The 24,098-nt window shown below is 56.0% G+C and carries 25 protein-coding genes; 11 read left to right on the forward strand and 14 right to left on the reverse strand.

The features are described 5' to 3' along the window. Positions 1–1,026, forward strand: coding sequence for a tRNA 5-methoxyuridine(34)/uridine 5-oxyacetic acid(34) synthase CmoB (gene cmoB, locus LG301_RS09980; protein WP_404471007.1), 1,026 nt, complete (start codon positions 1–3; stop codon positions 1,024–1,026). Position 1,027: 1 nt separating this feature from the next. Here cmoB and LG301_RS09985 read toward each other — a convergent pair whose 3' ends face one another. Together LG301_RS09985 and LG301_RS09990 are read right to left on the reverse strand one after the other, a co-directional pair. Next, positions 1,028–1,702, reverse strand: a complete 675-nt coding sequence (locus LG301_RS09985; protein ID WP_404471008.1) for a zinc metallopeptidase — start codon at positions 1,700–1,702, stop codon at positions 1,028–1,030. A 135-nt stretch (positions 1,703–1,837) separates the two neighbouring features. Then, complete coding sequence (locus LG301_RS09990) at positions 1,838–2,956, reverse strand: App1 family protein (RefSeq protein ID WP_404475231.1); 1,119 nt, start codon at positions 2,954–2,956, stop codon at positions 1,838–1,840. A 359-nt stretch (positions 2,957–3,315) separates the two neighbouring features. Here LG301_RS09990 and LG301_RS09995 point away from each other — a divergent pair, with 359 nt between their 5' ends. From LG301_RS09995 to LG301_RS10005, 3 genes are read left to right on the forward strand one after another with little or no spacing between them, the layout of a single operon-like run. After that, positions 3,316–4,020, forward strand: a complete 705-nt coding sequence (locus LG301_RS09995; RefSeq protein WP_404471009.1) for an ABC transporter permease — start codon at positions 3,316–3,318, stop codon at positions 4,018–4,020. Continuing rightward, positions 4,017–4,763 carry an ATP-binding cassette domain-containing protein gene (locus LG301_RS10000; protein WP_404471010.1) on the forward strand — a complete coding sequence of 249 codons (747 nt, stop codon included), beginning with the start codon at positions 4,017–4,019 and terminating at the stop codon, positions 4,761–4,763. Before LG301_RS09995 ends, LG301_RS10000 begins: the two co-directional genes overlap by 4 nt. A gap of 40 nt (positions 4,764–4,803) precedes the next feature. Further along, positions 4,804–5,619: a substrate-binding domain-containing protein gene (locus LG301_RS10005; protein WP_404471011.1), complete on the forward strand. Its 816-nt coding sequence runs from the start codon at positions 4,804–4,806 to the stop codon at positions 5,617–5,619. A gap of 330 nt (positions 5,620–5,949) precedes the next feature. Here the strand turns inward: LG301_RS10005 and cysN are convergent, their stop codons facing one another. The 6 genes from cysN to LG301_RS10035 form a co-directional block, all read right to left on the reverse strand. Continuing rightward, entirely contained in the window at positions 5,950–7,401 is a 1,452-nt protein-coding gene (gene cysN, locus LG301_RS10010; protein ID WP_404471012.1) for a sulfate adenylyltransferase subunit CysN, read from the reverse strand. Further along, positions 7,401–8,360 (reverse strand): sulfate adenylyltransferase subunit CysD, encoded by a 960-nt coding sequence (gene cysD / locus LG301_RS10015; RefSeq protein ID WP_404471013.1) that lies wholly within the window; start codon positions 8,358–8,360, stop codon positions 7,401–7,403. The genes cysN and cysD overlap by 1 nt, the downstream gene beginning before the upstream one ends. A gap of 291 nt (positions 8,361–8,651) precedes the next feature. Continuing rightward, on the reverse strand, positions 8,652–9,386 hold the full coding sequence (locus LG301_RS10020) for a phosphodiesterase (protein WP_404471015.1): 735 nt from the start codon (positions 9,384–9,386) through the stop codon (positions 8,652–8,654). After that, positions 9,386–9,832 carry a DUF1249 domain-containing protein gene (locus tag LG301_RS10025; protein WP_404471016.1) on the reverse strand — a complete coding sequence of 149 codons (447 nt, stop codon included), beginning with the start codon at positions 9,830–9,832 and terminating at the stop codon, positions 9,386–9,388. The genes LG301_RS10020 and LG301_RS10025 overlap by 1 nt, the downstream gene beginning before the upstream one ends. Before the next feature lie 12 nt (positions 9,833–9,844). Continuing rightward, a complete protein-coding gene (locus LG301_RS10030; RefSeq protein WP_404471017.1) occupies positions 9,845–10,516 on the reverse strand; it encodes an NUDIX domain-containing protein in 672 nt (223 codons plus the stop codon). Positions 10,517–10,614: 98 nt separating this feature from the next. Beyond that, a complete protein-coding gene (locus LG301_RS10035) occupies positions 10,615–11,259 on the reverse strand; it encodes a hypothetical protein (protein ID WP_404471018.1) in 645 nt (214 codons plus the stop codon). 155 nt (positions 11,260–11,414) lie between these two features. On the opposite strand from LG301_RS10035, the gene greB reads away from it, so the two are divergent. Then, positions 11,415–11,951, forward strand: a complete 537-nt coding sequence (greB, locus tag LG301_RS10040) for a transcription elongation factor GreB (RefSeq protein WP_404471019.1) — start codon at positions 11,415–11,417, stop codon at positions 11,949–11,951. Between the two features lie 7 nt (positions 11,952–11,958). Here the strand turns inward: greB and LG301_RS10045 are convergent, their stop codons facing one another. Genes LG301_RS10045 through LG301_RS10055 form a run of 3 tightly spaced genes read right to left on the reverse strand, consistent with a single transcriptional unit; the run spans position 11,959 to position 15,397 of the window. Then, a complete protein-coding gene (locus LG301_RS10045) occupies positions 11,959–13,014 on the reverse strand; it encodes a methyltransferase (protein WP_404471020.1) in 1,056 nt (351 codons plus the stop codon). Continuing rightward, a complete protein-coding gene (locus LG301_RS10050; protein ID WP_404471021.1) occupies positions 13,011–13,844 on the reverse strand; it encodes a methyltransferase domain-containing protein in 834 nt (277 codons plus the stop codon). The genes LG301_RS10045 and LG301_RS10050 overlap by 4 nt, the downstream gene beginning before the upstream one ends. 44 nt (positions 13,845–13,888) lie before the next feature. Next, a complete protein-coding gene (locus LG301_RS10055; protein WP_404471023.1) occupies positions 13,889–15,397 on the reverse strand; it encodes an amidase in 1,509 nt (502 codons plus the stop codon). A 260-nt stretch (positions 15,398–15,657) separates the two neighbouring features. Here LG301_RS10055 and LG301_RS10060 point away from each other — a divergent pair, with 260 nt between their 5' ends. Continuing rightward, positions 15,658–16,146 (forward strand): pyridoxamine 5'-phosphate oxidase family protein, encoded by a 489-nt coding sequence (locus LG301_RS10060; protein WP_009099863.1) that lies wholly within the window; start codon positions 15,658–15,660, stop codon positions 16,144–16,146. A gap of 82 nt (positions 16,147–16,228) precedes the next feature. Here the strand turns inward: LG301_RS10060 and LG301_RS10065 are convergent, their stop codons facing one another. Next, positions 16,229–16,702, reverse strand: a complete 474-nt coding sequence (locus LG301_RS10065) for a CreA family protein (RefSeq protein ID WP_404471024.1) — start codon at positions 16,700–16,702, stop codon at positions 16,229–16,231. 198 nt (positions 16,703–16,900) lie between these two features. Between LG301_RS10065 and LG301_RS10070 the strand changes: the two genes are divergently transcribed. The 5 genes from LG301_RS10070 to LG301_RS10090 all read left to right on the forward strand — a co-directional run bounded on the left by LG301_RS10070 (position 16,901) and on the right by LG301_RS10090 (position 21,931). Then, positions 16,901–17,821 (forward strand): 3-keto-5-aminohexanoate cleavage protein, encoded by a 921-nt coding sequence (locus LG301_RS10070; RefSeq protein WP_404471025.1) that lies wholly within the window; start codon positions 16,901–16,903, stop codon positions 17,819–17,821. Then, complete coding sequence (locus LG301_RS10075; protein WP_404471026.1) at positions 17,818–18,774, forward strand: L-carnitine dehydrogenase; 957 nt, start codon at positions 17,818–17,820, stop codon at positions 18,772–18,774. Before LG301_RS10070 ends, LG301_RS10075 begins: the two co-directional genes overlap by 4 nt. Next, positions 18,774–19,229, forward strand: a complete 456-nt coding sequence (locus tag LG301_RS10080; protein WP_172515048.1) for a thioesterase family protein — start codon at positions 18,774–18,776, stop codon at positions 19,227–19,229. Before LG301_RS10075 ends, LG301_RS10080 begins: the two co-directional genes overlap by 1 nt. 182 nt (positions 19,230–19,411) lie before the next feature. After that, positions 19,412–21,013, forward strand: a complete 1,602-nt coding sequence (locus LG301_RS10085; RefSeq protein ID WP_404471027.1) for a BCCT family transporter — start codon at positions 19,412–19,414, stop codon at positions 21,011–21,013. A 99-nt stretch (positions 21,014–21,112) separates the two neighbouring features. Beyond that, positions 21,113–21,931: an alpha/beta hydrolase fold domain-containing protein gene (locus tag LG301_RS10090; RefSeq protein ID WP_404471028.1), complete on the forward strand. Its 819-nt coding sequence runs from the start codon at positions 21,113–21,115 to the stop codon at positions 21,929–21,931. 7 nt (positions 21,932–21,938) lie between these two features. Here LG301_RS10090 and LG301_RS10095 read toward each other — a convergent pair whose 3' ends face one another. After that, a complete protein-coding gene (locus LG301_RS10095) occupies positions 21,939–22,886 on the reverse strand; it encodes an ABC transporter substrate-binding protein (protein ID WP_404471029.1) in 948 nt (315 codons plus the stop codon). A gap of 111 nt (positions 22,887–22,997) precedes the next feature. Continuing rightward, positions 22,998–23,969, reverse strand: a complete 972-nt coding sequence (locus tag LG301_RS10100; RefSeq protein WP_404471030.1) for a GlxA family transcriptional regulator — start codon at positions 23,967–23,969, stop codon at positions 22,998–23,000. Positions 23,970–24,098 lie beyond the last annotated feature (129 nt).

A 24,098-nucleotide genomic window follows, 5' to 3' on the forward strand; every position in this document is an offset into this window, starting at 1 on the left:
GTGCCGCTACTGCCCGACGACCATCGCGTGCTCTATCAAGCGTTTTTAGACCAAGCAGCGCAAGATGCCACGTTAACCCCGTGGCTAGCCAAGCTGCCCGAGCAGCTTGCCAATGGGTTAGACCGCCAGCGCCACGGCGACCTTTCGGCCTGGGAAAAAGCCGTTGCTAAACTGCCCGCTCTGCCAGACGAGCGCCATGTCGACCTAACCAGCGATACGCTGACGGTCGACGTGGCCCTGACGGATAGCCAGCAGCGCCAGTGCTTTAACCTGTTGCGCAAGCTCGCCCCCTGGCGTAAAGGCCCCTTTCGGCTTGGTGGTATTGATATCGACACCGAGTGGCGCTCTGACTGGAAGTGGCAACGTGTCGCCCCGCATCTCGCCCCCTTAAAGTACCGCAAGGTACTGGATGTAGGCGGCGGCAGCGGCTACCACGCTTGGCGCATGGCCGGTGAAGGTGCCGCGTTTGTACTAGTTATTGACCCTTCACCGCGTTTTTATTGGCAGTTTCAGGCCGTGCGCCATTTTATTGGCGATGCCGATGGCGGGCGCACCCAGTTTCTGCCGGTGGGCATAGAAGACGTACCGGAAAAACTGGGCTTTTTCGATACGGTATTTTCCATGGGCGTACTCTACCACCGCCCCTCGCCCCTTGAGCACTTGCAGCAGCTGAAAGATGCGCTAGCCCCCGGCGGCGAACTGGTATTAGAGACGTTGGTGGTGGAAGGCGATGAGCAAACGGTATTTGTACCCGGCGAGCGCTACGCCGCAATGCCCAACGTTTATTTTCTGCCCTCCTCCAAAGCGCTTTGCCACTGGCTAGAACGGTGTGGATTTACCAACGTGCGCGTGGTGGATGAAGCGGTAACAACGCTTGAAGAGCAACGCTCAACCGAGTGGATGACCTATCAATCACTGGCAGATTTTCTCGATCCTAACGACCGTACGCGCACCATAGAAGGCTATCCCGCCCCACGGAGAGCGGTGATTTTAGCGAATAAGCCGGGGCTATCCGCTGAAACATAAGCTAGCGCCTCAAAATCACCAGCCAGCGGCCTAGGTTCATCACGCTGGCAAGCGATGCAGCCACGTAGGTAAACGCGCAAGCGGTGAGTACGTGGCGGGCGCCGGGCATGTCGTAAGGTGGGACGTACTCTTTGAGCAGTGGCAGTGCGCGGTTAAAACTGGCATCAAACTCCACGGGTAGCGTCACGAGATGAACGAGTGCGGCGGTGCCAAAGCTAATCACCGCCATAGCGATCACCACCGCTAGCCCTCCTGGAAGCCGGGTAAGCACAAACAGAAAAGGGGCCGCCATCATTAAAATAGCCCCTAACTTTTCGGCTTTCTGCGCCACTTGCACTAAACGGCTGCGCGCTAGCAACGGCGTGTAACCTTCATGATGCTGAATAGCATGCCCGACTTCATGAGCAGCCACGGTGACGGCAGTCAGCGAGCGGCCATCGTAGTGGTCGGGGGAAAGGCGCACACACCGCGTTTCGGGGTCGTAGTGGTCGCCATACTCCGTGCGCTCAACTTTGACGCCTTCTACCCCTAAACGGCGTAATAGGTGGTCGGCTAGCTCCGCCCCGGTGCCAGGGTAATCGTCACGCCCACGGGTATGGCGCTTTAGCACCCATTTCGCCCACAGGTTGGGCAGCACAAAGATAGCCAGCGCCAGCACAATTAATACGATGTACATAAAAGCACCGAGCCTAAAAACGCCGTGAACATGATATGCACCACTGATGAAAGGTCTAACTAAATGACCCGTTTATAGGCTTTTAGTTTTATCACGTTCGCTGCAGCAGTGCATACGCCGATACGGACTCATCGCTCAATCCGGGGCGTTTTGGTGCGCCTCAACATCACGTTTGACCGCCTGCAGCCCTCTGGCGGAAATATCACCCTGGGCGTGAGCGTGCTCGGCAATCAAGATGCTATCCGCCGCCAGCACCAACTCACACTCCGCATGGGCCAATTCATCTCGCAGGCGCTGTATGGCCGCTTCGCGTTTTGGGTCTTTATCGACCCGCCGAATATAAATAGCTTTAATCCTGCCAGGATAGGCTTTGACAACTTCGGTATACACCTCAGGATCATGTTGGCCGCTGTCACCAATCAAAATGCAGGGCATGTCGTCATACAGCGCTAGCATACGATCAATTAGATCGCGCTTGTGGGCTTCCGCTCGACGCGGCCAAGGCTTGCGCCAGGAGATGCCCCACTCTCGCAAAAAAAGTATCGGGCCTACTGGAATCCGGTTTATTTGGAAGAAGGCTTCCAACATTTCATAAATGGCCCAAGGGCCACGGGAAACATAAAGAATTGGCCGCTCAGCCTTTTCGGTTTGCCCCCGATAAAGCGCTTGATAGAGCGAGGCGACCCCTGGAAACGCTGTACGGCGGTGAGGTTTGCGCACAAAAAGTCGGTAAAGCATTTTGAGCTTTTCCGCTACCCCGGTAAACATGACCGTATCGTCAATATCGCTGATCACCAGCAAGTCTGCTTCTAAGGGCGGCACATACACTTCAACACTGGTACGAATGGGCGGATGCCCTTCGGCATGTACCAATATATCGGCGCGGTGCCAGGAAATATCAACCGGTAATGGTGTACTGATCGGCAGATGGGCATCAAAGTAGCCGTCCCGGTCGGTGGTCAGGCAGAGTTCATTTTCCCCGACCCGGATATCAACCTTAGCATTGGCTAAGCCTCGTCGAAAAACCCGCCGCGCGACATCAGCGGTATCGCGCAGTATGCCGCGTCTTGGGATGGCGCGGCCGAGTGCCGCCTGCCGGAACACTCGGCCCATAACAAATATTTCCCGCTGAGAACCGTAACCACGATAAGGATGCACCATCATCCCACTGCGGCCACTGTCCCGCTTCATTGGTTTGGCAACAACGTGGGCAAGTCTTTTCGCAAAGCTTGCCCACTGGTGGTACCACGCCATTAAGCGGACATACCGAGATAGCTGCACAATGAGTCGTTACCACGTCGCGGATAAGCGCGTCTGACTAGCATAGCCCTACGTTTAACGCGTATTAAGTGGTTCATCATGCTCTCCTTTTCGTGATGAGGTTGCGTCTAAAGCGCCTCTCCAGTGTGGCGCATCTTATACAATCGTCAAGCGCTGAGACCGAAGCAAGCCAGCCACTGCGCGGTTAACGTGTTGTACAAGTGGTAAAAAATCGACCCTAGCCATAGCAACAACGTAGCACCTATGATGGCGTCGCGATGATGCCACCGTGCATCGCCGCCATTTTCGGTACACTATGCGCTTTATGAATAAATACGATAATGCAGGACGCCATGCCAGCCGGTGATAATCCCTTTTATACCGCGCTTATGCTGATTCTTGGAATGGATCAGCATTTGCTTGCGGTTGTGCTTCTCTCTCTCAAGGTATCGCTTGTTGCGGTGCTTATCGCCAGCGCCTTAGCCCTACCAGTAGGCGCAGCGCTGGCGTTATGGCGCTTCCCTGGCCGCAACGCGCTCATCGTGCTGCTCAATGCATTGATGGGATTACCACCAGTGGTAGCCGGGCTATGTGTTTACCTGCTGCTCTCCCGCGCGGGGCCACTAGGGCAGTTCGGGCTGCTGTTTACCCCCACCGCTATGGTGATTGCGCAGGTCATTTTGGTCTTTCCCATTATCGCAGCGCTAACCCGCCAGCAGGTTGAAGCGCTACATCACGAGTATGCCGAACAATTACGCTCCTTGGGGCTTACCCAACTGCGCATGATGCCCACACTGCTGTGGGATGCCCGCTTTGGCCTGCTGACGGTGGTACTGGCGGGTTTTGGGCGTGCCAGCGCCGAAGTGGGCGCAGTAATGATTGTCGGCGGCAATATTGATGGCGTTACCCGTGTGATGACCACTAGCATCGTACTGGAAACCAGCAAGGGCAACCTGCCCCTAGCGCTGGGATTAGGCATTGTGCTGCTGACCCTGGTAACGCTGATTAATGCGTTAGCTCACACCGTCAGTGAAGCAGCAAAAAGGCGGCTAGGATGAACGCACCGCTGTTAACGCCCTCACGATTCAGTCGCACGCCTTCGCCTGCAGTGCCTGCCCTGCACTTTGAGCGGGCACATTTTGAGCATCGTGGCCACGGCTTGTTAGCCCCCACAACGCTCACGCTATCCGGCTGCCATCGCACGCTTATTATGGGGCCTAACGGGGCGGGCAAAAGCCTGTTCATGCGTTTGGCCCACGGGCTTTTGTCTCCCAGCGGCGGCCAAATAAGCTGGGGAGGCGCAGCCCCGGTTCAGGCGATGGTATTTCAGCGACCGGTATTACTACGCCGCTCGGCCATCGACAACCTCACCTATGCCCTGGCGGTGCAAGGTGTACCCCGGCAAAAGCGCAAACCACTCGCTATGCAGGCGCTAGAGAAGTTCGGTTTAGCCGCCCTGGCCAAGCGCCCTGCGCGAGTACTTTCCGGCGGCGAGCAGCAGCGCCTAACGCTGGCCCGAGCGTGGCTTTTAAAACCCGCCGTGCTGTTTTTGGATGAACCCACCTCGGCTCTCGACCCAGCGGCTATCAAAGCCGTGGAAGACGCGGTGAATGAGTTCCACCAAAACGGTACGCGCATTGTGATGACGACCCACGACCTGCATCAAGCCAAGCGCTTGGCGGATGACGTGCTGTTTATGTACAGCGGACAGGTACTAGAGTACACCCCCGCCGAGCGCTTTTTTGACACCCCGGACTCTTCTCAGGCTAAGGCATTTATCCGGGGCGAACTGGTTTGGTAAGGCCTACCACAGGGATTAAACCCGCCCAAGGAGCAGAACCGTGAATAAGATTACTCCGCTCATCGTTGCCGGTTTATGCGCTACGACGCTCACCTTCAGCTCATCGGCGCTTGCCAATGGTGGCTACATTACCCTGGCCTCCACTACCTCTACCGAGAATTCAGGACTATTCGACGCCATTATTCCCACGTTCACCGAGGCCACCGACATCGACGTGCGGGTCGTAGCCGTTGGCACCGGCCAGGCGTTTGAAATTGCCCGCCGGGGCGATGCCGACAGCCTGCTGGTACACGATACGGCAGGTGAGGAGCAGTTTGTGGCAGATAGGTACGCCACCGAGCGTTTGGATATAATGTACAACGACTTCGTGATCGTTGGGCCGAACGACGACCCAGCGGGCATTGCTGAAAGCGAAAGCGTTATAGAAGCTTTTACATTGATTGCTGACAGCAAAGCACCGTTTGCTTCTCGTGGAGATGACAGCGGCACGAACCGCGCCGAGCTACGCCTGTGGGAAGAGGCGGGCGTGACGCCCCAAGGTGAGTGGTACCGGGAGCTGGGCAGCGGTATGGGGCCAACGCTGAACACCGCAGCCGGCATGAATGCATATAGTTTTACTGACCGTGCCACCTGGGTCGCGTTTGAAAACCCGCAAGACCTAACGCTACTGTTCGAAGGCGACGAGGCGCTATTCAATCAGTACGGTAGCCTGATGCTATCCGAGGAGCTGCATCCGCACCTCAAGCACGAGTTGGCCGCTCAGTGGCACGAATGGCTGGTGTCTGACGAAGGGCAACAGGCCATCGCAGACTTTACCGTTGGCGGACAGCAGCTGTTCTTCCCGAACGCGGAATAACGCCTACCTCCCGTCGTCCAGGCAAGCGGTGCTGTTATTACGAGCAAAGCTTGGCAATCTACAGACTTGCTGCTGACGGTATGAGATTGCTTCGTCGCAGGCTCCTCGCAATGACATGGCTGTCATTGCGAGCGGAGCGCAGCAATCTACAGATTTGCTGCTGACGATATGAGATTGCTTCGTCGCAGGCTCCTCGCAATGACGTGGCTGTCATTGCGAGCGAAGCGCGGCAATCTACAGATTTGCTGCTGACGGCATGAGATTGCTTCGTCGCAGGCTCCTCACAATGACGTGGCTGTCATTGCGAGCGGAGCGCAGCAATCTGTGGGGCTAACGACTCAGTAAGTCGCGAATATCCTTCGCTTCCCAATGGGGAAAGTGCTTGCGCACCAGCGCGTTTAAATCACGCTCGAAAGCAACCCAATCGGTGGCAGTCGCTTGCTCACGAGCATTGGCCGCACTACGAATCATGCCTGCACCGACGGTCACGTTACTTAGCCGATCAATGATTATGAAGCTACCCGTACCAGGGCTAGTGCGGTAGTTATCGACCGGGATGGCAGCGGTAAGCTCGACCTCGCAGCGGGCAATGGCGTTTAAGCCCAGCGCATCGGTGGTGTGCTTTTCCAGCGTATTGACATCAATCTGGTACTCAATCGCGCTTACCTGTCCCGAAAGATCGCGGGTGGCTAGCTTGAAGTCATACAGCTTGCCGGGGGTGAGCGCCTCTTCATGCATCCAGACAATATCAGCGTTGAATGCGTTGGAAAGTGGCAGCTCGGCGTCAGCGCTGACGATCCAGTCCCCACGGGAAATATCGATTTCGTCCTCGAGGGTGACGGTGATCGCCTGCCCTGGATAAGCAGCCGCTAGGTCGCCATCAAAGGTCACCACGCGGGCAACGCGCGATGTTTTACCCGAGGGTAATACTTTCACCGCCTGCCCTGGGCGCACCACGCCTGCTGCCAGGGTGCCGCAATAACCGCGAAAATCCAGGTTGGGGCGGTTCACGTACTGCACCGGCAGGCGCAAGTCGGTGAGATTTTGGTCACGGCTGATTTCCACGCTCTCCAGCAATTCAATCAGCGTTTTGCCTTCGTAGTGTTCCTCAGCGCCAGCGTCGAAATACCAAGGAGTTTGCTCACTTGGATTCACGACGTTATCACCGTTGAGTGCCGACATCGGCACAAAACAGATGTCCGGTGCGTTTAGGTTCGTCGCGAACTGGCGGTACTCGGCAACGATTTCATTGAAGCGCGCCTCAGAAAAACCTACCAAGTCCATCTTATTGACCGCAATCACCAGGTGCTGGATGCCCAGCAAGTCCGCAATAAAGCTATGGCGGCGGGTTTGGGTCTGCACGCCGTAGCGGGCATCAATCAGAATGATCGCCAAGCTCGCGGTAGAAGCCCCAGTGGCCATGTTACGGGTGTACTGCTCGTGCCCTGGGGTATCGGCAATAATGAACTTACGCTTATCGGTCGAGAAAAAACGGTAGGCCACATCAATGGTGATGCCCTGCTCCCGCTCAGACTGCAGGCCATCTACCAACAGCGCTAAATCAACCGTGTCACCGGTGGTGCCGCTGGTTTTGGACGCTTGAGTGATCGCCGCCAATTGATCTTCAAAGATCATTTTCGAATCGTGGAGCAATCGACCAATCAACGTGGACTTGCCATCATCAACGCTGCCGCAGGTGATAAAACGCAGCAGGTCTTTATTTTCATGCTCGTGCAGATACTGCTCGATGTTATCCGCGATTAAATTGGACTGGTGAGCCATTAAAAGTACCCCTCACGTTTTTTCTTCTCCATCGAACCGACTTGGTCGCGATCAATGGCGCGGCCGCTACGCTCGCTGGTCTTGGTCAACAGCATCTCTTGGATAATCTCCGGCAACGTAGCCGCTTCTGACTCCACCGCACCGGTCAGCGGGTAGCAGCCCAATGTCCTGAATCGAACAAATTTCTCTTCCGGCACTTCACCGGGCGCTAAGGGCAAGCGCTCATCGTCAACCATCACCTGCATACCGTCACGCTCCACCACCGGGCGCTTGGCGGCGTAGTAGAGCGGCACAATCGGAATCGACTCTAAATAGATGTACTGCCAGATATCCAGCTCGGTCCAGTTTGAGAGCGGGAAGACACGGATAGACTCGCCTTTATTGACCTTGGCGTTGTACACATTCCACAGCTCAGGGCGCTGATTTTTCGGGTCCCAGCGGTGGTACTTATCGCGGAAGGAGTAAACGCGCTCTTTAGCGCGAGATGCCTCTTCATCACGACGAGCGCCGCCAAAAGCGGCATCAAAGCCGTACTTGTCCAGGGCCTGTTTCAGCGCCTGGGTCTTCATAATGTCGGTGTACTTAGCGCTACCGTGATCGAAGGGGTTGATATTGGCCGCCCGCCCCTCTTCGTTGGTGTGCACAATCAGCTCCATGCCCGCTTCTTCTGCCATGCGGTTACGAAACGCGATCATCTCCCGAAATTTCCAGGTGGTATCAACATGCATCAACGGAAACGGCGGTGTGCCGGGGTAGAACGCTTTGCGAGCTAAGTGGAGCATCACCGAGGAGTCTTTACCAATGGAGTACATCATCACCGGATTACTAAACTCGGCGGCAACTTCCCGGATAATGTGGATCGATTCAGCTTCTAGCTGCTTTAAATGGGTCAACCTTGCAGCGTCAGGCGCGCCGGGCACCTCTTGCTGCGCCGCCGACGGCGTAGAAAACTGGTTCATTACCTACTCCCTCACAAAACGAAGCTTGCATGTGCAAACGCTGTTTGCCGTCACACCGGGCAGTACCCAGAGATGGCGAATGATGAGTAGGGTAACGCTGGCCCAATAATAACCCAAAAGAATTAATAACTATCTTTTTATACTCTTATGGACTATTAACGTTTGGCCAGCAATTTCTACCACGACCGTCGTTGCCCATAGGGACGTTACTTGTTGGACATCGCAACGCAGAACAACCAGCCGGGTTGCCGTTTTACGGTGATGCTTAGGGGGAAATTATGCAGCAAAGCGCTACAGCGCCACGCGTTCAATCCAGGTCTGCCACTCGGCGCCGTGCAGGTCAATAACGCGATAACCAGGCCGAGAGGCTTCATCAATCGTGAAGCTTTCAGCGTTGGGCATAAACTGATCTGCCATGGCTGGGCAGCCATACACGCCGATTTCCGCGCCCGCTACGCAGTGCTTTTGGGCATAGGCCTGATGCGCATGGCCAAACAGCACAATCTTCACCTGGGGATAGGCGCTCAGCACCTGCCAAAAGGCATCTCGGTCTTGCAAGCCAATGGCGTCCATCCACGCGGCCCCTACCGCAACCGGCGGGTGGTGCATGGCAATCAGCGTCGGCCGGTCGTCGGCTTCAAGCTGTGCTGCCAGGGTGGAGAGCTGCGCGCTGCCTAGCCGACCGTAGGGCTGCCCCTCAACCCGCGTATTTAATAACAGCAAACGCCACTGCTCTAAATCTACTTCTTCAAGCAAGGGGTGCTCCGCTAGCATCAGCTCTGGCTGATCGTGATTGCCAGGAATCCAGAACCATGGGCAAGGCAGCGTCGCCATTGCCTGGCAGGCCAGCGTATAGGAAGCGGAGGTTTCGTCCTGGCTAACGTCTCCGGTGAACACCACAATGTCGGGGCGCTCGGCAATGACGCGCTCTATCACCTGTTGAAATTGCCGCCAGGGCACGCCAGCTCTAGAACGCGCTTCTTTATCGGCATGTAAGTGAGCATCGGTAATTTGAACCAACCGCATTAAGGTGTCTCCGGGACATCATAGGCGTGACCATGGGCCAAACCGTGGGCTAACCACTCGCCCAAAAAGCGGTTGAGCTGCAGCTTTTCATCCGGTTGGTGCATTCTGGCATTGGGGTAACGGTAGCGGCCGCTAAAATGACGCTCGCGCTGAAAGTCCGTCACCTCGGCCATACGCACATCATGGTACAGGTGAACGCGCATTCGCGGCCCTTCAATCACCGCATCCAGGGGGCCGCTTTGAGACACCTCAACCATGGTGGTGTAAGGGGCCTGCTGCACAATAGTCAGATGTAAATCGCCAAAGTGCTGGTCGTCGCCGTGCAGCGCAATATCACGCTGCTGGCCACACTCCATATCCCCCACAAGACGAATCAAGCGCAAGTAGTTAGCGCTACACTCGCCTTGCAGAGATTTTAAATCGGTGACATAGGCAGTTCGGGCCATGTTCACTCCTCATCAGGTTCGCTTGGCATCTGTGTTGGGTTGTACGGCGCGATGAGAGGCTGCTCGCAGCGACGCGCGCTGCCCCGCTAACCAGTAAAGCGCAATCAAACACATGGCGTTGTCGAGCCTTCCCTGCTCCAGGAGTTCCCATACAGCGGGATAATTAACGACATGAACACGAATATCTTCATGCTCTTCATCCAATCCGTGAATACCGCCCAACCCTTGGCTATCCACCAATCCGCAAAAGAGCGTTACCCGCTCATTACAGGCGCCGGGGCTAGGGTAATACGTGTGCAGCTGAGTGAGCGGGCCAACGTGGCACCCCGCTTCTTCCAGCGCTTCTCGACGGGCGACCTCATCAAGCGGCTCATTTTTATCCGCAAGCCCAGCCACCAGCTCTAATTTCCAGGGGGAGCACGGGTCATCGATGGCGCCTGCACGGAACTGCTCTACCAGCACCAAGGCATCTTTAGCGGGGTCATACAGTAAAACGCCCACCGCATCATGGCGATTATGCACTTCACGGCGCATGGTGCCGCTCCAGCCGCCTTCAAACAGGCGATGGCGCAGCTCTAGTGCTTCCAGGCGGAAGAAACCTTGGTACAAGGTGTCGCGCTTAAAAAGCTCAACATCATTGCGGCCAAGCTTGGGTGCTGCTGCAGGGTTGGGGCTAGACGCCATGAAACACTCCCGATGATAGCAATCGATCTATTATCAATGCTCGGCACCGGGAATGCCAATTCAGCCACCAACTGTCTCAAGCGACCGAATCAAGACGACTATAACGTTTGAAGCAGTGCCTGGGCATCTTGACGTAGCGCCTCATCAGACGCCTGGCGGTTGTCACGGGCAGTTCCGCTGACGGCCCGCTCGGCGTGTTCGCGGGCGGCCTGGGCATTGCCCTCCTCTTTCAAGAACGCTGCGTAGTAGTAGTTAACATCAATACCGTCAGGGCGAATGGCCAACGCTCGCTGAAACATTTGCTCGGCCGTATTACTATTGCCGAATCCCAACGGACGCCCTGGCGCTCGATCGTAAAGAGCGCCAAGCGTTACATAGGCCGACCCATTACCACCTTGTGGATCCATCTCGATTGCTCGCTCTAGCGCATCCCGGGCATCGCCCGCAATACCTAATGCGCCAAGGCCACCGCGCTCACGGGCATAAGAGGCCAGCACAATGCCTTGCCAAATAAGCACCTCCGCTTCATTCGGATACTGCTCAGCCAGCGCTTCGGCTTCACTGGCCAGCGCTTTCAAGGTGTTTTCACGTTGATTTTGGGGCATCTCGGTCACGGTGTTTTCCCAACGATTTTTTAGGGAAAACACGTCACCTTCATAAGCCGACGCGGTTAACGGTGCTAGCGCCAAGGTACTGCCCAGGGCAGCGGCTAACAATAAGCGAGAAAAAGAGAGTGTATGCATCAAAAGCTCCTAGATTATTTTTATACAGCGGTTGACTAGAATTGCCCTCTCACAATGTAACGAACGTTTGAATGATTCGCCAGTCAATCATCGGCTATGTGATAGTAGCCGCCCTTAGCGTAAGCTTGTCATTTTGTTCAAGGTGAAAAAAACTGATGAAAGGCCGCAATATGACGCGCTGGCGTGACCCCGCCAAAGACCCGCGCCAAGCCCCCAAAAGCAACCTGATTACCGCCGAAGGCGCTGCTCGGTTGCGCAGTATTTTGGACCATCTCACTAGGGTTAAGCGGCCTGAGATTTCGGCAAAAGTAGGTGAGGCGGCGGCCCAAGGCGATCGCAGCGAGAACGCGGATTACACCTACAACAAGAAAGAGCTAAACCGCGTTATTGCGCGAATTCGCTACCTGACGCTTCGCTTGGACGAACTGCAAGTCGTCGATAGGTTACCGGCCAACACCGATAAAGTCTTTTTCGGTGCCTTTGTCGATCTGGAAGATGAGAAAGGCGAGGCGCTCTCTATTCGGATTGTTGGCCACGATGAAACCGATACTCAAAAACGCTGGATCAGTATCGACGCCCCCATGGCCAAAGCGCTGCTAGGCAAAGAAGTCGACGATGACGTCACGGTGCTAACGCCCAACGGCGAAACGCTCTATACCGTCACCGCCATTCGCTACGCGGGAAAAGCGTAGCAGCCGTTTAACGTCTTTTATTCGATGCCTGACGGCCGTGTTTACGACTCTCTTGCGGCTGAGCTTCTAACTGGGCGCGGTAAACTCGAAAACGCCGATTATCCGCCAGCGTCTCGAAGCGACCGAAGGTGCGCTCCAGCAGGCCGGGATAAGGCAAAAACGCATTGGCCACTACGATCAACTGCCCTTGGACGGTTAAGTAGCTCGGCGCCTCTTCCATTAATCGGGCGCTAGGGCCGTAACTAACGTCGCGCTCTTGGTGAAAGGGCGGGTTGCTTACAATCAGGTCGAAACGCTGCCCTTCAAGCGCTGTATAAACATCGCTCTCCAGCACTTGGCCGCTAAGCTGGTTCGCCGCAAGCGTGCGACGACAGGCTTCTACCGCAAAAGCGCTGACATCTACGGCGGTGACCTGATGCCCACGCGCTGCCAGCCACGCACTGATAATGCCGTCGCCGCACCCCATATCCAGCACTTTCAACGCTTTGCGGGGCAGCGCATCAAGGGCTTTTTCAAGGGCTTGCAACAGCAGCAGGGTACCTTCATCCACTTTGCCATGACCAAAGACACCAGGGTGGCTCACCAGCGTTATACCCAGTGCTTCAAAGGGTTGCCAGGCGCTTGTCGGCGTTTCAATCGCTACCGTGCGAGTAGCGAATAGCGAGCAGCGCCGAGCGTTATCCAGCTTGTCGCAGCGCATCCCCAGCTCACTAAGAATCTTTGGCACGCGCTTAATGCCTCCTTGGTGCTCACCCACTACATCCATCGGCGTATTTTCAGGCAACACGCGACACAGCCACTCAAGCCACCAAATTCCCAGCTGGTGAGCCTTCGGCCAGAACAGCACCACCTGCCCTGCCTGCTGAGTAAAAGGGGCATCAAACGGACTGGCGGCAACTTTATCGCGGGCTTCCCACTGCCCACGCAGCGCTACATCCCCGCTTACCATCGCCGCGGAGTGGTCTATCAACCAGGGGTCAAAAGGTGGGGCAATCGGCCATAGCTGAGCAGCGCTGCCGTAATAGCGTTCAAGAAGTTGGCAAGCGGGAAGTTGAGCACTCATCGGTCAGCCTCAGGTTTATTAAAGGTATAGAGTAGATAGCGGCCCAGCCGCCAGTGAGGGTCTTGGCGGCAGTACTGCTTTTCCAGCGCCAGCAGCGTTGCTTGTTCGCTTTCGTTAGCAGGAGGCTGGCGCAGATAGTCCTGAAACACACGCACCCCCGCGACGCCTTCCATGATTAAGCCGTTCTCCGCTCCCCATTGGCATACGTCATCGTGGGTGACCGGGGAAATCGGCGTTAAGCGCTGCCGCATGCCCTTACCTTCCAACTGGTCGCTGAACGCTTTTTGCAGGTTGCCCTTCACCACGTTAGAAAACCGCAGCGCATCGCGGTTAAACACCATCAAGCTTAATTGCCCACCAGGGGCTAATAAGCGAGCAAGGGTTTGCATGGCCTGGCGCGGTTCCCCTAACCATTCAAGCACCGCATGGCAGGTAATCAGCGGCCAAGGCCCGGGCGCTTGCTTAGCTAATGCCTGAAGCGGCGCCGACAAGTAATCAAGCTGTTCGGGCTGCATGGCACCGGCAGCAATACGCTCAGCATGCCAGGCTTTAGCATGGGCGAGCATATCCTGAGAAGGCTCTGCCATGGTCACCGCGTGCCCACGCTCTGCCAACCATGCAGCAAGCTGCCCTAAACCGCCCCCCACATCGAGCACAGGCTGCGCCTTTAGCGTTAGCATGTCAGGCAGCAAGTAATCCAGCATGGCCAAGCGCAGCTCGCCCCGGGGTGCTTGATACAGCGAGCGCGAAAACTTATCGACTAAGCCGTCGAAGTAGCGATCCCCCGCCTGGGTTAACTCATAGCGTGTGGGTATATCAATGGGTTGCATGCAGGGTGCCAAGCGTTGTTTCAAAGCGGCGTAGTTTACCCTGCTTAAACGCCAAACGCTTGCGGGCAAACGCGGCACTGCCAATTTTCGTGCTGCTCCAGGGCGGCCGCTAACTGCAGCAGCTGTTTGTCCTCGCCCAAACGCCCTACCACTTGCACGCCAACAGGCAACCCGTTCGCCGCCACATGAAAAGGCACAGACATCGCCGGCTGACCGGTAAGGTTGGCCAGTTGGGTAAACGGGGTGCGGCGAAGCGCATCCACTGCCAGCCGCTTTAGCATCCCCGCTTTTAATGCCAGCGACGGCACACCGGGTATGGCTAGCAGTGACATGAATCGCTCACGGGTGGCCGTCGGATAAAGCTCGCCAATTTTAGGGGCAACATCTGCGGCTACGGGCATCACCAGCGCATCATAGCGCTGGTGAAAGTGGCTCATCTGCTCAGCGGCTTCATGCCAATAGCGCTTGGCAAGCTCATAATCACGCGCCGACAGCTTTGCACCTAGCCTGCCGACCGCGCGGGTGGCAGGCTCGATGGCTAGCCGATGCACCGGCACCCCAGTCTGTTGGCTCACCCAATGGAGGTCTGCAGCTAGGTGGCCTAAATAGAGCGTAAGGTAACTATCCGCCAGGGCATTGCCATCAACCGGCGGGTCGCACCACTCTACCTCGTGCCCCATGGCGGCCAGCGCGTTAGCCGCTTTCTCAACGGCCGTGACTACTTCCTCACCTATCTGAGTCCCTAAGCCACGACTTAAAAAACCACCGAGTGACACAGCGATACGCAGCGGTTTGCTGGAAGAGTATAGCGCCGCCACATAGCCCGTTTCCCGGGGGATGGGGTAAGGGCCAGAAGGTGCCATGCCATTAACCTGCTCTAACAGCGCCGCGCTATCCCGCACGCTACGCGTGATCGCATGCTCGACTACCGCCCCTTGCCACACCTCACCGTGGGCAGGCGCAAGCGGCACCCGGCCACGAGAAGGTTTAAAACCAAACAGGCCGCAGTAACTGGCGGGAATACGGATAGAGCCACCGCCATCCCCCGCTAGCGCAATGGGCACCATGCCACTGGCTACCGCCGCGGCGGAACCACCGCTTGAACCACCGGGGGAATATCCTTCTCGCCAAGGGTTTTGCGGATGCGGAAAGGCCTTCGGTTCCGTTATTCCCATCAGCCCCAGCTCAGGGGTCGCGGTTTGCCCCATCACAACTAAGCCTGCATCTCGCACACGCTTAATAAGTAGCGAATCTTCCTTAGGGCGCCAGTTGGCTAGGGCGGCGCTGCCAAAAGCGAGCGGCTCCCCTTCAAGTGCCATCAATAGGTCTTTACTTAACGTGGGCACGCCTGCAAAAAGTGCTTGCTCGCTAACGTTCAAACGCTCATGGCTGGCGCGCTCAAAGCGCGTTCTCACCACCCCATGCAGCGTAGGGTTTAGCGTTTCAATCGCCTGCACCGCTGCATCGAACACCTCGTTTGAACTCACCTCTCCACCACGAATTAGCTCAGCGAGGCCGGTGGCATCGTACTGTTGATACTCATGAACATGCATCGTATTCGCTCGTTGTTATTGAGAACCTAGCCTCTAAGCCTAGCAGCGCTGACGCTGGGCTTCTCGCCACCCCCCACCGCTTGGATGGTAAGAAGATGCCCGAAGATGTTTGCTGACTAGCGTAATACTCGCTAGGCTGGATACGTAAGTTTTACAGAAAAGCCTCGCTAAACAGCTTTCGTATAACTTACAGCCAACTTCGATGCACGAGTATCCGAAGTGGCGATGATCAGTCCTCAACACATAAGGAGAGTGGCGCTATGTCCAGCCCGGAACATAAGCAGAAGATCTGGAAGATGATCAAGGATATTAAAGTAGGCATGTTAGTGACCCTTGATAACGAGGTGCCCCGTGCCCGCCCAATGCACTTAGTGCAGGATGAATACGACGGCACCCTATGGTTTTTCACACGCCGTAGTGCCGAAAAGGTGTTTGAAGCGAAGAGCGATCACGATGTATGCCTCAGCTTTTCCGACCAAGAAGAGGGTGTGTATGTTTCGCTTTCAGGCAAAGCGAGCCTGACCGATAACCGCGAGCTGATTGAAAAATACTGGAACCCTTTCATCGCTGCCTGGTTCCCTGAAGGTAAAGATGACCCCGATGTCGCTCTGATGGAAATCAAAGTGCAAATGGGCGAGCACTGGAAGGCAAAAGAGAGCAAAGCATTCCAGCTTTACGAGATCGCTAAAGCAAATATTAAAAAAGATGAAACCCCAAATTTAGGTGAAAATGAGAAATTCGGCGGTTAACCTCCCCCCAAAGCGCCCTTTTCATCGGGCGCTTTTCAGTTTGATAGCACTGATGGTTGGTTGCTTCCCCTCAACCTCTTTCCTAAAACTCGCCGTAATGAACGGCTGAAATCGCATTCTTGGGTGAACCATCCACAAGCTTGGTGCTGTAAGTTAGATACACAAAGGTGTGCGTTTCAGCGTCGTGCATACGGACTACGCGCATATTTTTGAAAAGCGCTGAACGGCGCTGATTAAACACCACTTCTTGCTCTTCTACGTCGTCAGGGTCAAAGGCAATCTCCCCTGTTTGCCGACACGCCACGCTCGCCTCACTGGCTTCTTCCGCAAGGCCAACCGCGCCTGAAATCCCGCCTACTTGAGAGTACGAGAGATAGCAGGAGATACCCTGCACTTCTGGGTCATCAAAGCGCTCAACTTCAATCGTACTGTTCGGGCCGAGTAACTTGAACTCAGTTCGCACACTGCCTATGTGGGCGTCCTGCGCTACCAGTGAGGTGGATAGCAATGAAGAAAGAACAAGTGACGTCATAACAACCGGTTTTAAAAAGCGCATAACAATGTCCTTAGCACTTATAGCAGAGCAATAACAGATCCAGAGAGACCTGATGGAAACACATTCATGGCGCACCCATCACCTGCAAAGGAGCACACCTGTCGCCTAGTGTTTATCTGATGTCGCTTAATGCTAATTGAAACAATGAGCTTGTTGCCACAATAGAGCCAAACCCTTAGCCCTCAAAAGGAGCAGCAAGTGAATAGAAACGTGATTTTAACCTGTGCAGTCACTGGCGCTGGCGACACGACGGCAAAAAGCCAACACGTGCCCATCACCCCGAAGCAAATAGCCGATGACTGCATTGCCGCCGCGAAAGCCGGGGCTAGCATAGCGCATATTCATGTGCGCGACCCCGAAACGGGTGGCATCAGCCACTCCCTAGATCACTTCCGCGAAGTGATGGAGCGTGTGCGCGAAGCCGACGTGGATATCGTCATGAACATCACCGCAGGCGGTGGCGGCGACTGGATTCCCGACGCGAATGACCCCACCCGTGGCGGCCCCGGCACTGACATTCAAACACCGGCTCAGCGCCATGAGCCGGTAGGTGAACTACTGCCCGAACTGTGTACGCTCGACTGCGGCAGCCTCAACTTTGGCGATATGGTCTACGTCAACCCCGCCGACTGGCTGCGCGAGCACGCACGCTTGGTGCAGGCGGCTGGCGTTAAACCGGAGCTTGAGTGTTTTGACCTGGGCCACGTGTGGTTTGCGCGTCAGCTGCAGAAAGAGGGATTGATTGAAGGCGACCCTCTCTATCAGCTCTGCCTGGGCATTCCCTGGGGCGCTGAAGCTGACCCTGAAACTATGTTAGCCATGCGCAATAAGCTGCCAGAAAACGCCCAGTGGGCAGCCTTCGGCATTGGTCGTCATCAAATGCCCATGGCAGCTCAAGCCGTGCTTTTAGGGGGCCATGCCCGCGTCGGATTAGAAGATAACCTCTACCTTAAGAAAGGCACGCTGGCCACGAACGCCCAGCTGGTAGAGCACGCCTCGACGCTTATTGAGAACCTGGGTGCCCGCGTTATGACACCCGCCGAAACGCGCGCACACCTCAAACTACGCAACCCGCATACCGGTGGTATTGAAGGTCAAGCTAATGGAGGTCAATCATGAGCCAACAGCTCACGGTTATCGGCACGGGCGTTATCGGTAATGGCTGGATCGCGCGGGCGCTCGCAAACGGCTGGGATGTTGTAGCCTTCGACCCAGACCCTGATGCACCGCAGCGTACCCGCGCCTTCGTTGACAATGCCTGGGCATCGCTGGAGAAGCATGGTCTCGCCCAAGGCGCCAGCCCAACGCGGCTGCGCTTTGTGGAAAGCATAGAAGCGGCAGTGAAAGGTGCTGACCTAATCCAAGAAAACGTGCCAGAGCGTTTAGATCTCAAGCGTAAGATTCTGGCTGAGTTGGATGCGGCTAGCGCGCCAGAGGTGCTGATCGGCTCCTCTACATCCGGCTTCAAGCCCAGCGACTTGCAGCAGGCCTGCACGCGGGCACCAGGCCGCGTGATTGTCGCGCACCCCTTTAATCCGGTTTATCTATTGCCGCTTGTGGAACTGGTGGGCGGTGAAGCCACCGCATCTGACCAACTAGAGCGCGCCCGCACGCTTTACCAGGCGCTTGCTATGCGCCCTCTGGTTGTACGTCGAGAGATTGAGGGGCATATTGCGGATCGCCTAATGGAAGCCCTGTGGCGCGAGGCGCTGCACTTAGTCAATGATGGAGTGGCAACGACCGAAGAGATCGATGCCGCGGTGGTCTACGGCTGCGGCTTGCGCTGGTCGTTGATGGGCACCTTCCTCACCTTCCATCTGGCAGGCGGCGAACAGGGCATGCGCCACATGCTGGAGCAGTTTGGCCCGGCGCTAAAACTACCTTGGACAAAACTGGAAGCCCCAGAACTCACCGATGAGCTGATCGACCGTGTGGTGGAGGGCTGTGAGCACCAAGCTGCGGGGCGTCCAGTGGCTGAGCTTGACCGCCGCCGCGATGACTTTTTGGTCGAACTGCTGGGCTTGGTACAAAAATATTGGCCCGAAGCCGAGGGCTTGGAAGGACGTATCTAATGGTCATTTTAGAGAGCCGTGTGGCTTCAAACTGGGTCGACTACAACGGCCATATGAACGATGCCGAGTACGCTCGGGTCTTCTCGCTGGCGGTCGAGGCGTTAATGGAGCACGTCGGCCTAGACGAACCAGGCCGCACACGCCATTGCTACACTATTTATACCCTTGAAACGCACCTCTGCTATCGCCGTGAAGCCCACGAAGGGCAGCCGTTAAGCGTAGAACTGACGTTACTGGATCGCGACACGAAACGCCTGCACGTTTTCTTCAAGCTGCATGACGCGGAAGGTAACCTGCTCGCCACCAGCGAGCAGATGCTGATGGGCATGGATAGCGATAGCGGGCGCCCTGCCCCCTTTCCCACGCCCGTTGAGGCCGCTGTTGCTGCGTTACCCCTCGCCTCACCCTCGGATTGGCCAGAACTCGCCGGCCGCACGATAGCCATACGGCGATAACAACAAACCCGCAACGCCTTATAAAACCGCCCTAATCGCCCGCTAAGGCGGGCGATTTACCGGGACTGCCGGCCCGACGCCCGGCCCAGGAGGACAAGAATATCGCTACGCCTACTCCCCCCCATCGCCCCACGCCGCCCTCACCCAATCACTCACCCAAGGCTGAGCTTAGTACCGACTACATGGTGACTGAGCTTGCCCAGGGCGGCTTCTTCCAAGGCATGCACAAAGGCATGACGCTAACCGCGAGCGCGCTTGTGCTGCTCTTTGTACTTTTCACTGGGTTTGGTTCAGAGACCGCGAGCAGCGTCTTTGGTACCACACGCGCCTGGATTGAGAGCACCTTCAGCGGTTATTACCTCATTACCGTCATGCTGCTACTCGCCGTCTGTGCCTTTATCATCTTCAGTCGCTTCGGCAGCGTAAGGCTTGGTGCTGACGATAGCCGCCCAGAGTTCAGCAATTTTGCGTGGTTCGCGATGTTGCTGTCTGCCGGGATTGGCATTGGCATCCTATTTTTTGGTGTCGCAGAGCCGGTGTTCTACCTCGATAATACCGGCGCCTTTGGCTACCCCAACAACCCTCATGCCGATATGGCAGACGCCACAGCGATTGGCCACGAGCGCGCTATTGATGCGCTGCGCGTGACGCTATTTCACTGGGGGCTTCACGGCTGGGCTATTTATGTGATTGTGGGTATGTCACTGGCCTACTTTGCCTATCGCAAAGGCTTGCCTCTAGCACTGCGCTCTGCGCTGTACCCCTTTATTGGTGAGCGCATCTTCGGTCCTGCCGGGCATCTGTTCGATATCCTCGGGGTGCTGGGTTGCGTCTTTGGGGTGGCGACCTCTCTAGGCCTGGGGGTTAGCCAAATGGCCGTTGGGTTAGAGCGGCTGGTGGGCGTAGACCCTGGCCTTAATACTCAGCTGATGCTGATTGCAGGCATTTCAGTGATCTCTATTCTTTCGGCTGTCTCTGGAGTGCGTGGCGGTATTCGGCTGATTTCCGAGATGAATATCTGGGTATCCCTGGTGGTTATCGGTATTTTTCTGCTAGCGGGCCCCACGCTGTGGCTAATCACGGTGTTTGGCGAAACCCTGCTCGACTACGCGGTCAACTTTATCCCCATGGGGCTTTGGTATGCAGAGGAAGAAGGCACAGCTGCCTGGCAACAGGGCTGGACGATCTTCTATTGGGGCTGGTGGCTCGCCTGGGCGCCTTTTGTAGGACTCTTTATTGCCCGGATTTCCAAAGGGCGCACGCTGCGCGAGTTTGTGTTGGGCGTTCTATTCGTGCCCACGCTCATCATCTTTGTATGGCTGATTATCTTTGGTGGTAACGCCATGCATCAGGAGCTAAATGCGGCGGGAGGCCCGGGTAGCGCTGGCATTATCGAACTGGTAAATGCGTGGAACCTACCGGCTGCACTGTTTGCTACGGCGGATGGCATTGTGGGTAGCGGTACGTTTGGCTGGATACTCTCCGCCCTCATGGTCTTTCTGTTAATGAGCTGGTTCGTCACCTCATCTGATTCCGGTACGCTGGTGCTCACCACGATTTTATCGCTAGGTGATAACGAGCCGCCCATACGCTTTCGCGTTTTCTGGGGCGTGGTGATTGGCTTAGTTGCGGCGGTGCTGCTGGTGGCCGGTGGTCTGAATGCGCTGCAAACGGCGCTGATTGCGGCAGCCCTACCGCTGAGTGTGGTGGTGCTGGTGATGACAGCGGGCGTGCTACTGTCGCTGTTCCGCGAGACGCTTAATACAGGCCGTGAGAAACACTGAGCTAAGGCACACGATGACACTAGGCGTCTCTGGTTGACGCCTAGTACTCAATAAGCCTTGGGAGGTTAACGAAAGCAGCCGTAAATAACGAGCATCGCTATGAATATCGACACCTTTATCACCCGCTTTGAGCGAGGCTTAGCTAACGTCACGCGGAGCACGCCCGTCGAGGCGCGCCAGCGCTACGACCAGCTGTGCCAAACATTTGCTCCGCCTAACCCAGCCGGCATGCGCATTACCGACGAGCCTTGGGAAGGCCGAGTGCTTCGGCACTTTATTCCCCCCTCCGCCAAGCTGGGTCGCGTTATGTATCTTCACGGCGGAGGATTTACGCTGGGGTCCGTCCACAGCCACCATGGTATTGCGGCAAGCCTAGCCGACCGACTCTCGCGCCACGTTGTCAGTCTCGACTATTGCTTAGCGCCTGAAGCGGACTACAGCGACATGCTGGGAGAGTGCTTAAGCGCCACCCGCGTGATAGCGCCTGCTGCCATCGTTGGTGATAGCGCAGGCGGGCGCTTGGCGCTGGACGTGTTAACGCGGCTAACGCATAGCGTCCCGCTAGGGCTTATTTATCCACCGGTTGGCCCGCTTAACCCACAAACGCTGGGGCCTGATGCCCCGCTGCTTAGCCGTAACGATGTCTTATCGCTGCTTCCTTTCTGCCCGGGGCTGAGCACTCAGATCGATACGCTCCCACCCAACGCGCAGCTGGAAGTGCTTAGCGTCGAGCACGACCCGTTAACCGCTCCACTTGAACAAGCCGTTGCTGCCTGGCGCCGTAACGGTGTGCAGGTAGGGTATCGAAGCGCCAGAACGATGGTGCACGCCGCCTTGCATGCCCATGCCCTGCTGCCAGAAATGCAAAGCGCCTGGCAAGATTTTTGCCAGGCGCTCAACCAACGCTTAGATCATTAACGCTCTGTTACTGATAACTAGCGCGCACCGCCTCTATCGCCGGCTGACCATCTTTTGCGGTTACTCCTTCCAGCCATGTAGCTACGGTACCTAAGTTGGCACTGATCCACTCAGAGGCCACTTCATCGGCGGAACGATCTTCGTAGCTATAGCTATGCACCCAGGCGTTTTGATCCTCAATATCCACTACGTACTGTGACAGAAAGCGGTGCAGCTGAGGATCTTCTGTCGCCATATTAGCGGGCACAATGCTCCATACCGTGCTCTCGATCTGGGCAATCCCCGCGTCATCGGCATCGTCTAAATAGGCCATATCAAAGCTAACGTTCATCCAGTGGGGTTCCCAACCCACAAAGGTGACCCATTCGCCGTTTGCCATTTTCTGCTCGGCCTGAGCCAGCATGGCGGCCGTCGAACTCTCTCTGAGCGACCAGTCGCCTAACCCGACAATATCGTTATCAATGGCCGCGAGAATCGCTGTGTTAATCCCGGTGCCCGCCTCGATGCCCTGAATCTCACCGTCGAAACGGTCACGATAGGCGTCCAGGTCGGCCACCGATGTGACACCAGCGTCGTATACGTACTGCGGGACCACTAAACCAGAATTTGCTCCCTGAATATTGGACACCAGCTTTTCGACTTTATTGTCGGCTACCAGCGGCTCTACCATATCGGTTTGCACCGGATACCAGCCACCTAAATACACATCGAGATCGTTTCGGGTTAAGCCTTCCAGAATCACACTGACGGCCAAATCACGCTGGCGGGTTTGATAGCCCATGGCCTCCATTAGCTGCGCAGCAACTTCCGACTTTACCGTCACTCCAGGCCAGGGCGGCACACCAAAACGCACCTCATCCAGGTCTGCCGCAGCGGGTCCCGTCATTGATAAAGTCGCCAACCCTACAGCGCTTAAAGCGCCAATACCTTTCAACCTGCCGGCTATACGCTTCATTGTCGTCTCCTATTTGGCGTTATACTTCGACAAGTTTGACGACTAGAAAACATTTGAAACGACACAAAGCGACTTTAGATATTCAAAAAACGACAAACGCTGAACATTACCTCAATCACTATTGTGTCGGCGCGCCTCCAGCGGCGACGCACCAAACTGGGCACGAAACGCGCGTGCGAAGCTGGAACTCGACGAAAATCCGCAAGCGACGCCCACTTCCAACACATCCATATCGGTTTCAGTGAGCAGACGTTTTGCCCGCGTTAGCCGAAGTGATAAATACCATTGGCGCGGCGTGCGATGCAGATGCTCTTCAAATAAGCGCTGAAGGTGACGAGAAGAGACACCGATTCGACCAGCAACCTCGGTCAGAGATAAAGGCTCCTCCAAATGGCGTTCCATTAAAGCAACGGCTTCAATCAAGCGCCGATTATGCGTGCCTAACCGACGCGCCAGCGACATACGCTGTTGGTCATGCCGATTCCTGAGACGTTCATGAATAAGCTGCTCAGAGACATCAACGGCAAGCTTGGCGCCATGGCGCTGCTTGATAACTTCCAAGGCCATATCCATAGCGGCCGCACCACCGGCACAGGAGAAGCGACGCTCACCCAGCTCAAACAGCTCATCGGATGTGTCGACGCGTGGAAAACGCTCGCGAAAAGCAGGCAAGCTTTCCCAGTGCAGCGTTACCCGTTCACCTTTTAGCAGCCCAGCAGCGGCCAGCAGAAAGCATCCTGTATCAATGCCGCCAAGCACACAGCCTGCTTGGTCTAAACGGTGCAGCCAACTGACTAACGGGCGCGTTAAGTGAGTCTCTGGCTCAAAGCCACTGCATATCGCCAGCGATGGCAAATCAAAGCATTCACCAATCGGTTGATCCACCATCAGTGTCATACCGTTACTAGCACTAACCGGCTCCCCATCTAAGCTGTACAGCGTCCAATCAAACAGCGGGCGCCCGCTCATCCGGTTCGCGATTCGTAAAGGCTCGACGGCGGAAAAAAAAGCCATCATCGAGAAGCGAGGCAGTAAAACAAACCCGATGCGCTCAGGCATGAGACCGTGGTAATGCAAACGCAAGAGGCTAACTCCTTCTTAAACTAAACCTTTATTCAATGCTATAACGCCACAGAGAACCACCAATAGTGATACAAACAAAAAAACACATAAAACTTTTGTAAAACACAAAGCCCTATATCTTGCGGGCTT

The organism is Vreelandella venusta (assembly GCF_044809155.1).
In the GTDB taxonomy this organism is placed as follows: domain Bacteria; phylum Pseudomonadota; class Gammaproteobacteria; order Pseudomonadales; family Halomonadaceae; genus Vreelandella; species Vreelandella venusta_B.

Coding starts and splice junctions, on each gene's coding strand:
- LG301_RS09985 (WP_404471008.1), bottom strand. CDS start 1,702: ATGTACATCGTATTAATTGTGCTGGCGCTGGCTATCTTTGTGCTGCCC.
- LG301_RS09990 (WP_404475231.1), bottom strand. CDS start 2,956: ATGGCGTGGTACCACCAGTGGGCAAGCTTTGCGAAAAGACTTGCCCAC.
- LG301_RS09995 (WP_404471009.1), top strand. CDS start 3,316: ATGCCAGCCGGTGATAATCCCTTTTATACCGCGCTTATGCTGATTCTT.
- LG301_RS10000 (WP_404471010.1), top strand. CDS start 4,017: ATGAACGCACCGCTGTTAACGCCCTCACGATTCAGTCGCACGCCTTCG.
- cysN (WP_404471012.1), bottom strand. CDS start 7,401: ATGGCTCACCAGTCCAATTTAATCGCGGATAACATCGAGCAGTATCTG.
- cysD (WP_404471013.1), bottom strand. CDS start 8,360: ATGAACCAGTTTTCTACGCCGTCGGCGGCGCAGCAAGAGGTGCCCGGC.
- LG301_RS10020 (WP_404471015.1), bottom strand. CDS start 9,386: ATGCGGTTGGTTCAAATTACCGATGCTCACTTACATGCCGATAAAGAA.
- LG301_RS10025 (WP_404471016.1), bottom strand. CDS start 9,832: ATGGCCCGAACTGCCTATGTCACCGATTTAAAATCTCTGCAAGGCGAG.
- LG301_RS10030 (WP_404471017.1), bottom strand. CDS start 10,516: ATGGCGTCTAGCCCCAACCCTGCAGCAGCACCCAAGCTTGGCCGCAAT.
- LG301_RS10035 (WP_404471018.1), bottom strand. CDS start 11,259: ATGCATACACTCTCTTTTTCTCGCTTATTGTTAGCCGCTGCCCTGGGC.
- greB (WP_404471019.1), top strand. CDS start 11,415: ATGAAAGGCCGCAATATGACGCGCTGGCGTGACCCCGCCAAAGACCCG.
- LG301_RS10045 (WP_404471020.1), bottom strand. CDS start 13,014: ATGAGTGCTCAACTTCCCGCTTGCCAACTTCTTGAACGCTATTACGGC.
- LG301_RS10050 (WP_404471021.1), bottom strand. CDS start 13,844: ATGCAACCCATTGATATACCCACACGCTATGAGTTAACCCAGGCGGGG.
- LG301_RS10055 (WP_404471023.1), bottom strand. CDS start 15,397: ATGCATGTTCATGAGTATCAACAGTACGATGCCACCGGCCTCGCTGAG.
- LG301_RS10060 (WP_009099863.1), top strand. CDS start 15,658: ATGTCCAGCCCGGAACATAAGCAGAAGATCTGGAAGATGATCAAGGAT.
- LG301_RS10065 (WP_404471024.1), bottom strand. CDS start 16,702: ATGCGCTTTTTAAAACCGGTTGTTATGACGTCACTTGTTCTTTCTTCA.
- LG301_RS10075 (WP_404471026.1), top strand. CDS start 17,818: ATGAGCCAACAGCTCACGGTTATCGGCACGGGCGTTATCGGTAATGGC.
- LG301_RS10080 (WP_172515048.1), top strand. CDS start 18,774: ATGGTCATTTTAGAGAGCCGTGTGGCTTCAAACTGGGTCGACTACAAC.
- LG301_RS10085 (WP_404471027.1), top strand. CDS start 19,412: ATGGTGACTGAGCTTGCCCAGGGCGGCTTCTTCCAAGGCATGCACAAA.
- LG301_RS10090 (WP_404471028.1), top strand. CDS start 21,113: ATGAATATCGACACCTTTATCACCCGCTTTGAGCGAGGCTTAGCTAAC.
- LG301_RS10095 (WP_404471029.1), bottom strand. CDS start 22,886: ATGAAGCGTATAGCCGGCAGGTTGAAAGGTATTGGCGCTTTAAGCGCT.